The 12,418-nt window shown below is 70.9% G+C and carries 14 protein-coding genes; 7 read left to right on the top strand and 7 right to left on the bottom strand.

Annotated features, from left to right (window positions below):
• Position 1: 1 nt before the first annotated feature.
• The 5 genes from ACQEVC_RS33245 to ACQEVC_RS33225 form a co-directional block, all read right to left on the bottom strand.
• Positions 2 to 1,249, bottom strand: a complete 1,248-nt coding sequence (locus tag ACQEVC_RS33245; RefSeq protein WP_432885658.1) for an epoxide hydrolase family protein — start codon at positions 1,247 to 1,249, stop codon at positions 2 to 4.
• 384 nt (positions 1,250 to 1,633) lie between these two features.
• Complete coding sequence (locus ACQEVC_RS33240) at positions 1,634 to 2,767, bottom strand: NAD(P)/FAD-dependent oxidoreductase (RefSeq protein WP_432885655.1); 1,134 nt, start codon at positions 2,765 to 2,767, stop codon at positions 1,634 to 1,636.
• A gap of 79 nt (positions 2,768 to 2,846) precedes the next feature.
• Positions 2,847 to 3,719 carry an RNA polymerase sigma-70 factor gene (locus ACQEVC_RS33235; RefSeq protein ID WP_432885652.1) on the bottom strand — a complete coding sequence of 291 codons (873 nt, stop codon included), beginning with the start codon at positions 3,717 to 3,719 and terminating at the stop codon, positions 2,847 to 2,849.
• A 122-nt stretch (positions 3,720 to 3,841) separates the two neighbouring features.
• The gene (locus ACQEVC_RS33230; protein WP_432885650.1) at positions 3,842 to 4,063 is read right to left on the bottom strand and encodes a DUF397 domain-containing protein; all 222 of its coding nucleotides are present in this window, start codon (positions 4,061 to 4,063) and stop codon (positions 3,842 to 3,844) included.
• A gap of 59 nt (positions 4,064 to 4,122) precedes the next feature.
• Positions 4,123 to 4,929, bottom strand: coding sequence for a helix-turn-helix domain-containing protein (locus ACQEVC_RS33225; protein WP_432885647.1), 807 nt, complete (start codon positions 4,927 to 4,929; stop codon positions 4,123 to 4,125).
• Between the two features lie 460 nt (positions 4,930 to 5,389).
• Here ACQEVC_RS33225 and ACQEVC_RS33220 point away from each other — a divergent pair, with 460 nt between their 5' ends.
• The gene (locus tag ACQEVC_RS33220; RefSeq protein WP_432885645.1) at positions 5,390 to 5,779 is read left to right on the top strand and encodes a hypothetical protein; all 390 of its coding nucleotides are present in this window, start codon (positions 5,390 to 5,392) and stop codon (positions 5,777 to 5,779) included.
• A 93-nt stretch (positions 5,780 to 5,872) separates the two neighbouring features.
• Positions 5,873 to 6,616 carry a GH25 family lysozyme gene (locus ACQEVC_RS33215; protein ID WP_432885642.1) on the top strand — a complete coding sequence of 248 codons (744 nt, stop codon included), beginning with the start codon at positions 5,873 to 5,875 and terminating at the stop codon, positions 6,614 to 6,616.
• 131 nt (positions 6,617 to 6,747) lie between these two features.
• Here ACQEVC_RS33215 and ACQEVC_RS33210 read toward each other — a convergent pair whose 3' ends face one another.
• Positions 6,748 to 7,401, bottom strand: coding sequence for a TetR/AcrR family transcriptional regulator C-terminal domain-containing protein (locus ACQEVC_RS33210; protein ID WP_432885639.1), 654 nt, complete (start codon positions 7,399 to 7,401; stop codon positions 6,748 to 6,750).
• A gap of 436 nt (positions 7,402 to 7,837) precedes the next feature.
• Between ACQEVC_RS33210 and fabG the strand changes: the two genes are divergently transcribed.
• The 5 genes from fabG to ACQEVC_RS33185 all read left to right on the top strand — a co-directional run bounded on the left by fabG (position 7,838) and on the right by ACQEVC_RS33185 (position 11,428).
• Positions 7,838 to 8,596 (top strand): 3-oxoacyl-ACP reductase FabG, encoded by a 759-nt coding sequence (gene fabG, locus ACQEVC_RS33205; protein WP_432885636.1) that lies wholly within the window; start codon positions 7,838 to 7,840, stop codon positions 8,594 to 8,596.
• Between the two features lie 20 nt (positions 8,597 to 8,616).
• Positions 8,617 to 9,789, top strand: a complete 1,173-nt coding sequence (locus ACQEVC_RS33200) for an acyl-CoA dehydrogenase family protein (protein ID WP_432885633.1) — start codon at positions 8,617 to 8,619, stop codon at positions 9,787 to 9,789.
• Positions 9,786 to 10,256 carry a MaoC family dehydratase gene (locus ACQEVC_RS33195; protein WP_432885630.1) on the top strand — a complete coding sequence of 157 codons (471 nt, stop codon included), beginning with the start codon at positions 9,786 to 9,788 and terminating at the stop codon, positions 10,254 to 10,256. The genes ACQEVC_RS33200 and ACQEVC_RS33195 overlap by 4 nt, the downstream gene beginning before the upstream one ends.
• A 72-nt stretch (positions 10,257 to 10,328) precedes the next feature.
• The gene (locus tag ACQEVC_RS33190) at positions 10,329 to 10,655 is read left to right on the top strand and encodes a DMT family transporter (RefSeq protein ID WP_432885627.1); all 327 of its coding nucleotides are present in this window, start codon (positions 10,329 to 10,331) and stop codon (positions 10,653 to 10,655) included.
• A gap of 194 nt (positions 10,656 to 10,849) precedes the next feature.
• On the top strand, positions 10,850 to 11,428 hold the full coding sequence (locus tag ACQEVC_RS33185) for a TetR/AcrR family transcriptional regulator (RefSeq protein ID WP_432885624.1): 579 nt from the start codon (positions 10,850 to 10,852) through the stop codon (positions 11,426 to 11,428).
• A 233-nt stretch (positions 11,429 to 11,661) separates the two neighbouring features.
• Here the strand turns inward: ACQEVC_RS33185 and ACQEVC_RS33180 are convergent, their stop codons facing one another.
• Positions 11,662 to 12,252: a TetR/AcrR family transcriptional regulator gene (locus tag ACQEVC_RS33180; RefSeq protein ID WP_432885622.1), complete on the bottom strand. Its 591-nt coding sequence runs from the start codon at positions 12,250 to 12,252 to the stop codon at positions 11,662 to 11,664.
• Between the last annotated feature and the right edge of the window lie 166 nt (positions 12,253 to 12,418).

Here is a 12,418-nt window from a genome sequence, read left to right as displayed (position 1 = left end):
ACTAGCGCAGCGGTCGGAACGTCGCGCGGATGTCTTCCGAGAGCAGTTGCGGCTGCTCCCAGGCCGCGAAGTGCCCTCCCCGGTCGTGCCGCTCGTAGTGGACGAGGTTGGGGTAGGCCCGCTCCGCCCAGCTTCGCGGAACCCGGTAGATCTCGTCGGGGAAGATGCTCACGCCGACCGGGATCGTCACGCCCTTGGTAGCGAAGAAGGGGAGTTTGTTCTCCCAGTACAGCCGCGCCGAGGACACCCCGGTGTTGGTCAGCCAGAAGAGCGTGATGTTGTCCAGGATGTCGTCGCGCGTGAGGTCGCTCGGCTTCTGCAGACGTCCCTCGAGTACCTGCTGAACCAGGCCGGGCTGACTGCTCCCGTCGCCGTGGTCGAGCATGAACGCTGCGAGATCGATGGGTGAGTCCGCCAGGCCGTAGAGCGTCTGCGGACGCGTCCCCATGATCAGCCCGTACGCCACGTGCGCCCCGAAGAACGTGAGCAGTTGCTCGTACGTGCTCCGCTCCTCGTCGGAGAGACCGTCCGGTGCCGGACTGCCGGCAAAGGCCGAAAGGAAGAGGTCCGGCGGAACCGCGCCGGGCATGTTGGTGTGAATGCCGATCAGCTCCGGTGGCGCCGGCTCGGCGGCCGCCGGGTCGGCTCGGCCGCCGGCCATCGCGTCGACGACGATCGCTCCCCAGTCGCCGCCCTGCGCGACGAACCGTGTGTACCCGAGACGCCTCATCAGCTCGACGTAGGCCTTCCCGATGTGCACTGGATCCCAGCCGGTCGTAGTCGGCTGGCCGGAGAACCCGTATCCGGGCATCGACGGGATCACGACGTGGAAGGCATCCGACGCGCTCGCGCCGTGCGCCGTCGGATCCGTGAGCGGGCCGATGATCTTCAGTTGTTCGATAATCGACCCGGGCCAGCCGTGGCAGACGACCAGCGGGAGCGCGTCCTCGTGCTTCGAGCGAACGTGGATGAAGTGGATGCCCAGCTCGTCGATCTCGGTGACGAAGTGGGGGAGGGCCTTCAGCCGTGCCTCGCATTTTCGCCAGTCGTAGTCGTTCGCCCAGTAGCGAGCGAGGTCCTGCATGAGCGCGAGCGGCACGCCCTGTGAGTCATCATCGACGGTCTCCTTGTTCGGCCAGCGCGTGGCTCTGATGCGCGCGCGCAGATCCTCAAGGTCCGCCTCGGAGACCTCGATCTTGAATGGCCGCACTTCTGCGGCGCCCGTTCGCGCTTCCGTCTTGACGGCCATGCGGGCCTCCCTTCTGCCTGGCACGCCCTTGAGGGCGAGCGGGTGGTCTGTGCCCGCCTACCGCAGACAAATGGCACGCCCCGGTTCCTGCCTTCCGAGGGCCATCTTCGGTGAGGCGCCGCCCGGCTTGTGCTAGGCCAGCCGGGGGTACCCGGCCTCATCTGTCCAGAGCGTAGGACGCCTTTCTCCGCGTCCGGAGCCATACGCGCAATCCCGCACGGCCTTCCGACACAGGGGCCGGGCGCGAGGGAGCGGGCCCGGTCGTGGTGGTGGTGCCGGGCGCGCGGCGCCTGACGCATTTGCTGCGGCGGCTCCCTACGCGGCTGCGGGAATCACGTCCTGCCCCGGATCCGTCGAGCGGTCGACGGATCCGGGGCGGAAGCGTCAGCCCTGCCTGGCAGCGGCCAGGGCCAGGGAAGGGTAGCGGAGGTTGTAGGACCCGGTGGTGTGCAGGACGGCCCTCTTGAGCAGCGCCACCGGGCGGCCGGTGCGCACCTTCCCGCGCGGATTGCCGTCGAGGTCGGTGGGCTGGAGGAGGCCGTCCCATCGGCCGAGGCTGATGCACAGAGCGTCGGCCTTGGCCCGCAGCGGTTCGGGAGTACGCCCGGCCAGGCGGCCGGTGATCGCGTGGACCGCGCAGGCCGCCGCCAGCCCACCGGGCCCGCAGCCCATCCGCAGCACCTGCCCGTCCCGGGTGTGCGCGGCGGCGGCGTCCCCGATGCCGTACACCTCCGGGTGCGACTGCGAGCGCAGGGTACCGTCCACCAGCATGCGTCCGTGGTCGTCCACGGCCAATCCGGCCTTGCGCGCCAGCTCCGGCACCGTGAAGCCGGCGGTCCACGCCACCGTGTCGGTGGCGACCTGCCGGCCGTCCTCCAGCAGCAGGCCCTCCGCGCCGACCTTGGCGACACTGGCGTGCTCCGACACCTGGATGCCGAGCCGGTCGAGGGCGCGGTGCAGGTACTCCCGGCCGCGCTCGGACAGCGCCTCGCCGAGCGCTCCGCCGGTGACCAGCCGCACCGTCCGGTCCGGGTAGGTCTCGGCCAGCTCGGTGGCCGTCTCCAGACCGGTCGGCCCGGCGCCGACCACGGCGACCGTGCCGGCGGTACGCATCTGGTCACGCAGCCGCTCGGCCTGCTCGGCGACGGCGACCGCGACGGCGTGCTCGGCCGCGCCGGGTACGGCGTCCAGGTCGGCGTGGCTGCCCAGCGCGTACACCAGCAGGTCGTAGCCGACCGGTTCGGTGCCGCCGGCCAGCTCCACCTGCCGCCCCTCGGTGTCGATGCGGGTGACCCGGTCGACGATCAGCCGGATGCCCGTGCCCTTGAACAGCTCGTGCAGTGGTATGTGGCGCACCTGCTGGCCCGTGGCGAGCTGGTGGTTGCGCATCCGCTCCACGAACCGGTCGCGGTTGTTGACCACCGTGACGGTCGCGCCGGTGCGCTTGGCGAGCAGCTTGGCGGCCATCACGCCGGTGTAGCCGGCACCCAGGACCGCGATGCGCGGTGTCGTTGTCATGAAACGTTCTCCCTCGGTCGTCCGACACGGGTTGAACGGGAGACGGTGGCGATTCGTGACAACGCGCCCAGAGGGACAATCAGATGTTCTGCCTCGCGAAAAAGGCCAGCTTGTCCGGGTTGGTGATGGTGCGGAGGGCGACGATGCGGTCGCCGTCGAACTCGGGGACGGTGACCCCGGCCAGTTGGCCGTCCAGGTACAGCACGAGGGCGGGTTCCCCGTTCACCACGTCCGGCGTCATGCGGATCCGCTGCGCGTAACCGCCCAGGATCAGCAGGTAGCGCAGGACCTCCGCCCGGCCGGCCAGCGGGCGCCGCATCGCCGGCGCCTTGCCGCCGCCGTCGGCCCAGGCGACCACGTCCTCGGCCAGCATCCGCTCCAACGCCGGCACGTCGCCGCCCAGGGCGGCCGCGAGGAACTGCTCCAGGAGCTTCCGGGCCTGCGCGGGCGGGACGGTGAACCGCTTGCGCGCTTCGGCGACATGCTGCTGTGCCCGCCGGTACAACTGCCGGACGTGCGGCTCGTTCGCCTCCAGGATCTCCGCGATTTCGCGGTGGCTGTGACCGAACGCCTCACGCAGTACGAACACCGCCCGCTCCGGCGGGGTGAGCCGCTCCAGCAGCACCAGCATGCCCAGCGACAGCGACTCCCGCTGCTCGACAGTCTCCAGCGGGTCGAGCGCGCCGCCGCCGGTGCCGACCGGCTCGGGCAGCCACGGCCCGACGTAACGCTCCCGCTGCGCCCGCGCCGAGGTGAGCCGGTCCAGACACAGGTTGGTGACCACCTTGGTCAGCCACGCCTCGGGCGAGACCACGGCGTCGCTACGCTCCCAGCGCAGGTAGGCGTCCTGCACCACGTCCTCGGCCTCGGACGCCTCACCGAGCAGCCGGTAGGCCACCCCGAACAGGCGCCGGCGGTTGGCCTCGAACCGCTCCAGCCGCTCCTGGGTCACGCCCACAACATATCTTCACGGAACCCACACCTGGCCGGTGCCCGTGGCGGCGAGCGCGGGCACCGGCTCAGCGCAGCCGCGATCCTGGGCTTGACCCCTTCATGTCCCGTGCGGGATCGGGATCAGGCGGGTGGGAAGTCGAATTCGCCGTCCTTGGCACCGGCCAGGAAGGCGTCCCATTCCTCGCGGGTGTAGACGATCACCGCCGCGTCCGGTGCCTTGCTGTGCCGTACGGCGACCCGGCCGGAGCCGTCCAGCAGCGGGCCGGCCTCGACACAGCTTCCGCCGTTGCTCGCGCTCTTCGTGCTGATGTGCCAGGCAACCGCCGGCAGGGACTCGCTCATCACAACTCCTCCGCGATCGTCGCGATCAGCCTCGCCGACCCGCTCGGGTCGAGCGCCATCTACTGCAATTGAGCGTACGCCTCCGCGTAGCGCTTGGACTTCGGCGCTTCCATGAAGAGCCGGCCGCCGAGGTGTTCCGCGTAGGCCACCTCGGGGTAGGGCTTCGGCATCTTGAACAGCCAGAACGAGCCGTCGAGGCCGGGGTGTAGGCCGACGGTGGTGGGCAGCACCCGGACGTCCACATTGGGCCGGCGCAGCAGCTCGCCGAGGTGCTTGAGTTGGCCGCGCATCAGCGCCGGGCCGCCGACCGGGCGGCGTAGCACGCTCTCGTCGAGTACCGCCGAGACGGTGACCCCGAAGTCGGGCTCCAGCACCCGCTGCCGGTCCAGCCGCAACTGCATCCACTTGGCCACCGAGAACGGCGTCGCCCGCTTTCCCTCCGCGTTGCGGATGACCTCCTCGGCGTACTCCGGGGTCTGCATCAGTCCCGGCATCAGCATCGCGTCGAACGAGCAGATCTGCTCCGCCCGGGTTTCCAGCCAGGGGAAGTCGATGAAGGACGAGTCGACGATCTCGTCGTAGTCGTCGTCCCACCGGTCGGTCCGCCAGGCATCCTCGGCGAGCTGGATGAAGTGCGCCCGGGTACGCGGATCGTGCTCACCGTAGAGGTCGAGCAGTGAGACGACGACGCCGCGCCGGAACGGCCACTCGGCCCGTTCCCAGCGGGCGACCGACGAGAACTCGCGCTCCAGGAACTCGGCGGCTCGTTTCAGGGTGAAGCCGCGCTGCTCGCGCAACTTGCGCATCTGCTGCCCGAGCCACTGGGCGCGCAACGTCTGCACGAAGGATTCGTTTCTCGCCGGCATGATCCACCTTTCGGACGCGATTGGTCGCAGCCAGGGAATTGGTGTCTCTTGCACCAGTCCCGGAGCCGCTGGAAACGTGGTCTCCGGGTGAAGGGTGATCACCGGCCCCCGGAGAACTCCGGTGCAAGCACGGCAACCGTGGCTGGGCCAACAGCCGAGAAGGTGACGAGGGCGGGCGTCGCGGGTGGCAGCCGCACTACCGGACCTCGTCGGGTCTCCACTAGAGCGTCGGGATCGGTTCTCGATCCCGGCTCCGAACCGACTTGTCGAATACTTATCACGGAAAGGTGGCGGGGCGCGACCCCGCGCATTACTCAATCGACCGTTCCATACCTCGGCAGCCCTGGTGCCGTACCCGCCGGAAAGGCTGCGGTGTCAGGGCGGGGCGACCCGGCCCGCTCGGCAATCGGACCGGGTCGCCCCTTCCAATGCCCGAACAGTTCTCCCGAGAGGAATCAGCGTGAGTCCAGTACGCCTATTGAGAACGATCGGCGGCCCGGTTCCGGGGAAGCGCCGGAGGCCACCGAACCAGATTGCCGACCGGGTCCTGGACCCGCTGCCCCGGGACGTTGCCTCGGCATCCAGCGGGCGGGACGCCCCGGCACCCCGGTACGTCATCCACCTTCCCGCGACCAGCGCCGACCTGGCCGGGGCGGTCGACCTGGCGTACGCGCTCGCCCGGTCGCTCGGATTCCTGTCGCAGATCGAGGCGGGGGAGGCCACGGTCTGTGCGGAGGACGCGCCGCACGTACGCCATCGGGTCTGCTGCGACCTGCTGGTGCCCGGTGGCCGGCGCTGCGCGCTGCGGGCTGGCCACGACGGACGCTGTGCCGAAGAGTCTCCGGACTGATGGCGAAAATTAACTTCGTAACCACTTGTGATCATAGACAGATATCTCCAACCATGGGCGTCGATACCCTCCACACCCCCATCGGGAGGATCGATGAGCGACTCCGGAAGCCGGGCCACCCGCCCGAGACACCTGCTCAGCTCCGTGCTCACCGTGGCCGCGCTGGTCGCCGCCACGCTCGTGGTCACCGCCGCCCCCGCCCAGGCGGCGACGACCCCCGGCATCGACGTGTCGCACTACCAGGGTGCGATCAACTGGACCAGCGTGCGAAACGCCGGCATCCAGTGGGCCTACATCAAGGCCACCGAGGGCACGACCTTCAAGGACTCGCGGTTCAACACCAACTACCCGGCCGCGCACGGCGCCGGAGTGATCCGGGGGGCCTACCACTTCGCCCGCCCGGCCGCGTCCAGCGGCGCCGCCCAGGCGAACTACTTCGCCAGCAACGGCGGCGCCTGGTCGCGCGACAACCTCACCCTGCCCGGCGCACTCGACCTGGAGGCGGGCTGCCACGGACTGTCCCAGAGCGGGATGGTCGCCTGGATCCGGGACTTCCTGAACACCTACCGGGCGCGTACCGGCCGGCACGCCGTCATCTACACCACCACGAGCTGGTGGAGCACCTGCACCGGCAACTACTCCGGCTTCGCCAGCACCAGTCCGCTGTGGATCGCCCGCTGGGCGAGCGCGCCGGGCGCCCTGCCCGCCGGCTGGGGCTTCTACACGATGTGGCAGTACACCTCGACCGGCAGCGTGCCGGGCATCTCCGGTGCGGTGGACCGGGACTGGTTCAACGGCGCCCGGGACCGGCTGCTGGCCCTGGCCAACAACACCTGAGAGCCGACCGGATCGGTGTACCCGTCGCGGCGAACCCCCGGCCGCGACGGGTACACCGGTCAGCCCTCCGGCAGCGGTCAGCTCTTCGGCGCCGGTCAGCCCTTCGGCAGCGGTCAGCTCTTCGGCGCCGGTCAGCTCTTCGGCAGCGGTGGCAGCGGGCCGACGATCCGCTCGTAGGTCCGGGCCAGCCCGTCGACCAGCGCGTCCAGCCCGAGCGCGAAGGCGCCCTCGTCCACGCTCTGCTGGTGCTCCGCGAGCCGGTGTGCCTGACCGAGATGCGGATAGCGGGCGGCGTAGAGCTGCGGGTCCTCGACGAAGCCTCGGGCGAACGAGCCGAGCGCCGAACCGGCGACGAAATACCGCATCAGCGCACCGATGTGGGTGGCCCGGGCCGGCGGCCAGCCCGCCCTGACCAGCCCGCCGTAGACCGCGTCCGCCATGGCCAGCGCCGCCGGCCGCCGCCCCGGCCCCTGGGCCAGGTACGGCACGATGTTGCTGTGCGCGGCCAGCGCCTGCCGGTAGGAGTGCCCCCACAGCCGCAGTGCGTCCCGCCAGTCGTGCGTGGCGAAGTAGGAGACGTCCACCTTCGCCGTGATCGAATCGGCTACCGCGTCGAGGATCTCGTCCTTGGTGGCGAAGTGGTTGTAGAGCGACGGCCCGCGTACGCCGAGTTCGGTCGCCAGCCGGCGGGTGGAGAGCGCCTCCAGTCCCTCGGCGTCGATGAGCGCGGCGGCGGCGTCGACGATCCGCTGCCGGCTCAACAGGGCCTGGCGGGGTCGCGGCATGCTCGGTTCGCCCTTCTTCTCGATGCCCGGATCCGCTCGCGGGCCGGACCCGTCCGGTGTTTCTGGTCTGCTGTCGGGCCGGGCCGGTGTTTCTGGTCTGCTGTCGGGCCGGGCCGGTGTTTCTGGTCTGCTGCCGGGCCGGGCCGGTGTTTCTGGTCTGCTGCCGGGCCGGGCACCGGCGTCCGGGCCCGTCGGGGACTGGACGGTCGGGGACTGGCACGGACTGGCCCAGACGGTCGGGGACTGGCACGGACTGGCCCAGACGGTCGGGGACTGGCACGGACTGGCCCAGACGGTCGGGGACTGGCGCGGAAAAACTTCCAGCGCTAGTTTAGCGGGCAACGGCCGGGACACCGCCGGCCCGGTGCCGGAAGGGCGGCGCTTCGCGCGAAGACGCCCCTCCAGGTCACCCGAATCCACCAGCGAGGAGTGCAACGTGGGCAGATTCGCCGACCGGGTCGCCGTCGTCACCGGTGCGGCCCAGGGGATCGGGGCGGCCACCGCGCGGCGGTTGGCCGCCGAGGGAGCCACCGTGGCCGTCGTCGACCTGGCCGTCGAGCGGGCGCGGCAGACCGCCGACGAGATCGTCCAGGCCGGCGGAAAGGCCACCGGGTACGGCTGTGACGTCACCGACGGCGCGGCGGTGTCGGCCACCTTCGACGAGGTCGTCGCGGCGTACGGCCGGCTCGACGTGCTGGTGAACAACGCCGGGATCACCCGGGACAACCTGCTGTTCAAGATGCCGGCCGACGAGTGGGACGCGGTGATCACCACCAACCTGACCAGCATGTTCCACTGCTGTCAGGCGGCACAGCGGCACATGGTGAAGGCGTCGTACGGCAGGATCGTCAACCTCAGCAGCCGCTCCGCGCTCGGCAACCGGGGCCAGGTCAACTACGCGGCGGCCAAGGCCGGGGTGCAGGGGCTCACCGCCACCCTCGCGATCGAACTCGGCCCTTTCAACATCAACGTCAACGCCGTCGCGCCGGGGTACATCGCCACCGCGATGACCGCGGCCACCGCCGAGCGGGTCGGTGCCACCCCGGCCGAGCACCAGAAGTACGCCGCCGAGCAGACGCCGCTGCGCCGGGTCGGCCAGCCGGAGGAGGTCGCGGCAGTGATCGCCTTCCTGGCCAGCGACGACGCCTCCTACGTCAGCGGCCAGACGCTCTACGTCAACGGTGGTGCGCGCTAACCCGAGGGGAGGACGACACCATGGACTTCTCGCTCGGTGACGAGGAGCGGGCGATCCGGGACACGGCCCGGGCCTTCATCCGCAACGAGGTGATGCCGCTGGAGTCGGAGGTGCTGCGCCGGGAACGGGCCCACCAGCCCGGGCTGCGCCGTGACGAGCTGCGGGAACTCCAGCTCAAGGCGAAGGCGTTCGGTTTCTGGGGGCTGGACACCCCGGAGGAGTACGGCGGGATGGCCCTGCCCGCCGTCACCCAGTCGCTGATCTGGACCGAGATCGGGCGCAGCTTCGTACCGTTCCGGTTCGGCGGCGAGGCGGACAACATCCTCTTCGAGGCCGACGCGGCGCAGCGTGAGGAGTTCCTGATCCCCACCATCGAGGGTGACCGGGTCTCCTGCTTCGCCATCACCGAACCGGGCGCCGGTTCGGACGTGGCCAACATCCGGCTGCGGGCCCGGCGCGACGGCGACGACTGGGTGCTGAACGGGGAGAAGACCTTCATCACCAACGGCAACGACGCGGACTTCGCCATCGTCGTCGCGGTGACCGACCCGGACCGCGGGGTGCACGACGGCGGCGCGACCGCGTTCCTGGTGGACCGGGCGATGGGCTGGAAGTCCGAACCCATCCAGACGATGGGGGAGGGCGGGCCGGCGTCGCTGGTCTTCGACGACGTACGGGTGCCGCACCGCAACATCCTCGGCGAGCTGGGCCAGGGCTTCACCCTCGGCATGCGGTGGATCGGCAAGGGGCGCTACATCATCCCGTCGCACGCGCTGGGCATCGCCGAACGCGCGCTGGGGATGGCGATCGAGTACGCCAACACCCGGCAGACCTTCGGCAGGCCGATCGGCGCCAACCAGGCGATCCAGTGGATGGTCGCGGACTCGGAGACCGAGCTGGAGGCGGCCCGCTGGCTGGTGCTCCGGGCCGCCTGGACGGTCGACACCGGGAGTGATCCCCGGCACGCCAGTTCAATGGCGAAGCTCTACGGCGCGGGAATGGTCAACCGGGTGGTCGACCGGGTGATGCAGATCCACGGCGGCATGGGCTACACCCGGGAGCTGCCGATCGAGCGCTGGTACCGGCAGGTTCGGCTGCTGCGCATCTTCGAGGGCACGGACGAGATGCAACGACTGATCATCTCGCGGGACCTGCTCCGCGGTTACACCAAGCTCGGAGGGCACCTGGCATGAGGACTTTCGCCTCGCTGACGGACCTCGCCGGAGCGGTCGGCGAGCAGCTCGGACCCGGCCCGTGGCACCGGATCGAGCAGGACCGGGTGAACGCGTTCGCCGACGCGACCGGCGACCACCAGTGGATCCACGTCGACCCGGAGCGCGCGGCAGCCGGCCCGTACGGCACCACGGTCGCGCACGGCTTCCTCACCCTCTCCCTGCTGCCGGTGCTGGTACGCGACCTCTACCGGGTCGAGGGGATCCGGATGGGGATCAACTATGGACTGAACCGGGTGCGGTTCCCCGCGCCGCTGCGTACCGGCGAGGCGGTCCGGGTCAGCGCCGAACTGCTCCAGGTCGATCCGGTGCCCGGCGGCGGGGTGCAGGTGGTCACCCGGGTCACCGTCGAGCCGGAGCGGGGCGGCAAGCCGTGCTGCGTCGCCGAGACCGTCACCCGGCTCTACGCGGAGGAGGAGCCGGGCTGATCCGTCCGCCCCGCAGCGGTCTTGTACAGTCGTACTAGTACTTCTGTACAAGACCGTTCGGAGGGTGTCGTGGTGGCGTACCTGTTCCTGTTCGCGGCGATCGGTGCCGAGGTCTTCGCCACCAGTACCCTCAAGGCGACCCACGGGTTCACCCGGCTCTGGCCGACGGTGGCCTGCCTCGCCGGCTACCTGGTCTCGTTCGTGGCGCTCTCCCAGGCGGTCCGGCAGGTGCCGGTCGGCGTCGCCTACGCCATCTGGTCCGGACTGGGCACGGCGGCGATCGTCGCCATCGGCGCCACCTTCCTCGGCGAGCCGGTCACCCTGACCAAGATCGCCGGTATCGGTCTGATCGTCGCCGGGGTCGTGGTGCTCAACGTGGGCGGGGGATTGGCACATTGACCGGCCGGCGGTCGAGGTCGCCGGACCCGACGGCCACTTCCGGGTCGGGCGTGGGTGGGAGTGGCGCATCGCCCGGCCGGCGGTCGAGGTCGCCGGACCCGACGGCCACTTCCGGGTCGGGCGTGGGTGGGAGTGGCGCATCGCCCGGCCGGCGGTCGAGGTCGCCGGACCCGACGGCCACTTCCGGGTCGGGCGTGGGTGGGAGTGGCGCATCGCCCGGCCGTCGCCCTCAGCGCAACCGCGACCCGGAGGCGCGCCGGGCGGCGCTGGCCGCCGCCGCTATCGAGGTGATCGCCGAGCTGGGCATCGCGCGGACCACCCATCGGGCCGTCGCGGCCCGGGCCGGCCTGCCGCTGGGCGCCACCACCTACTACTTCCCGACCCTGGACGACCTGGTCGCCGCCGGTCTGGCCCTGGCAACCGAGGCGCTCCGCGCGGAGCTGCGCTCCTGGGCCGGCCGACTCGACGCCGCCGAGGACCTTCCGGACGCCCTGATCGGGCTGGTCGAGGAGTACCTGACCGACCGGCAGCGGGTCCGGCTGGAGTACGACCTCTACCTTGCGGCGGCCCGCGATCCGGCCCTGCGCCCGCTCGCCGAGGCCTGGCTGCACGGCTTCCGCGACCTGCTGGAACCGAAGCTCGGCGCGGAGGCGGCCAGGGCGGTCGTCGCGCTGCTCGACGGGGCGATGCTCCAGGCCCTGGTCACCGGCGCCGACCTCGACGGCCCGGCCCTGACCGCCGCGATCCGCCGCCTCGCCACCCCCCGATCCTGACCTGTTGTCCGGAGCCGGTCGGCCGGCTGTCGGCCGGACCGCCTGCGACCGGCGGTCTTCGGCTGCCTTCGATCGGTTCACACCCGCCCGGCTGTGCGAACGCCGTCCCCCCGCCCCGCCCCCGTGTCCCGGCGCGCCAAGATTCTTGGCGAACTGTGGTTCGCTGCGGACCTTAACTTGCCAAGGATCTTGGGCGGCCCGGGTACGCAGTCCGGGACTGGCCCGGCAGTCCGCTATCGGCCCGGGGTACTGCATCCGGGGGCGCGCAGTCCGTCGAGGGCGATCCCGAGTACCCGGTCCAACTGCCCCGGGTCGGCGTACTGGACCTTGGTGATGCCGCTGAGTAGTCGCACCGTGTCGTCGAAGCTCACGTCCGCCCGGGCGACCCCGGCGGCCTGGGCCCGGGCCAGCAGCGGCTCGCCGGCCGTGTAGATCTCGACCCGGCAGTTCCGGAAGAACTCCGAGTCGTGGGACAGCTCCTCGGCGAGCGCCCGTTTTGTCACCGTGTATTCGACGAACCGGCGCAGCCAGCCGGCGAGCGCGTCCCAGGGCGGCTGGTCGGCCAGTTCGGCGGCGGTGCGGCCGAGTGCTTCGACCTCGTCCAGGTAGAGGCTCTCGAAGAGGTCGCGCCGGGTGGGGAAGTGCCGGTAGAGGGTGCCGATGCCGACTCCCGCCCGCCGGGCCACCTCCTCCAGTGAGCCGGCTGCGCCGTGCTCGGCGAACACCTCCTGGGCGGCCGAGACCAGGGCCTCGTAGTTCCGCCGCGCATCCGCCCGCTTGGGACGGCGGGCGAGGTTTGCGGACGCCGAACCGGAGCTGGTCATGGCGCGCGTCACCCCGTTCCGGTTGCAAGCGGAGGCATCCCTCCGCTACGTTATGCGGAGGCACCCCTCCGGAACTCTGAATACCGGAGTCGTGCCTCCGCATACCGTACCTCGGGTGGGCCCGGCAGCGCGATCGACCGGAACGACGCGCGCAGCCCGGGTCGAA

This window comes from Plantactinospora sp. CA-294935 (assembly GCF_050936445.1).
Lineage (GTDB): Bacteria > Actinomycetota > Actinomycetes > Mycobacteriales > Micromonosporaceae > Plantactinospora.
Note: the sequence above shows the minus strand (reverse complement) of the source record. Positions and strands in the feature narration are given on the sequence as shown.

What these genes read in the sequence shown, in the direction of transcription:
- ACQEVC_RS33245 (WP_432885658.1), bottom strand. Translation starts at nt 1,249, where the DNA reads ATGGCCGTCAAGACGGAAGCGCGAACGGGCGCCGCAGAAGTGCGGCCA.
- ACQEVC_RS33230 (WP_432885650.1), bottom strand. Translation starts at nt 4,063, where the DNA reads ATGAGCGAGTCCCTGCCGGCGGTTGCCTGGCACATCAGCACGAAGAGC.
- ACQEVC_RS33195 (WP_432885630.1), top strand. Translation starts at nt 9,786, where the DNA reads ATGAGGACTTTCGCCTCGCTGACGGACCTCGCCGGAGCGGTCGGCGAG.
- ACQEVC_RS33210 (WP_432885639.1), bottom strand. Translation starts at nt 7,401, where the DNA reads ATGCCGCGACCCCGCCAGGCCCTGTTGAGCCGGCAGCGGATCGTCGAC.
- ACQEVC_RS33200 (WP_432885633.1), top strand. Translation starts at nt 8,617, where the DNA reads ATGGACTTCTCGCTCGGTGACGAGGAGCGGGCGATCCGGGACACGGCC.
- ACQEVC_RS33240 (WP_432885655.1), bottom strand. Translation starts at nt 2,767, where the DNA reads ATGACAACGACACCGCGCATCGCGGTCCTGGGTGCCGGCTACACCGGC.
- ACQEVC_RS33225 (WP_432885647.1), bottom strand. Translation starts at nt 4,929, where the DNA reads ATGCCGGCGAGAAACGAATCCTTCGTGCAGACGTTGCGCGCCCAGTGG.
- ACQEVC_RS33215 (WP_432885642.1), top strand. Translation starts at nt 5,873, where the DNA reads ATGAGCGACTCCGGAAGCCGGGCCACCCGCCCGAGACACCTGCTCAGC.
- ACQEVC_RS33180 (WP_432885622.1), bottom strand. Translation starts at nt 12,252, where the DNA reads ATGACCAGCTCCGGTTCGGCGTCCGCAAACCTCGCCCGCCGTCCCAAG.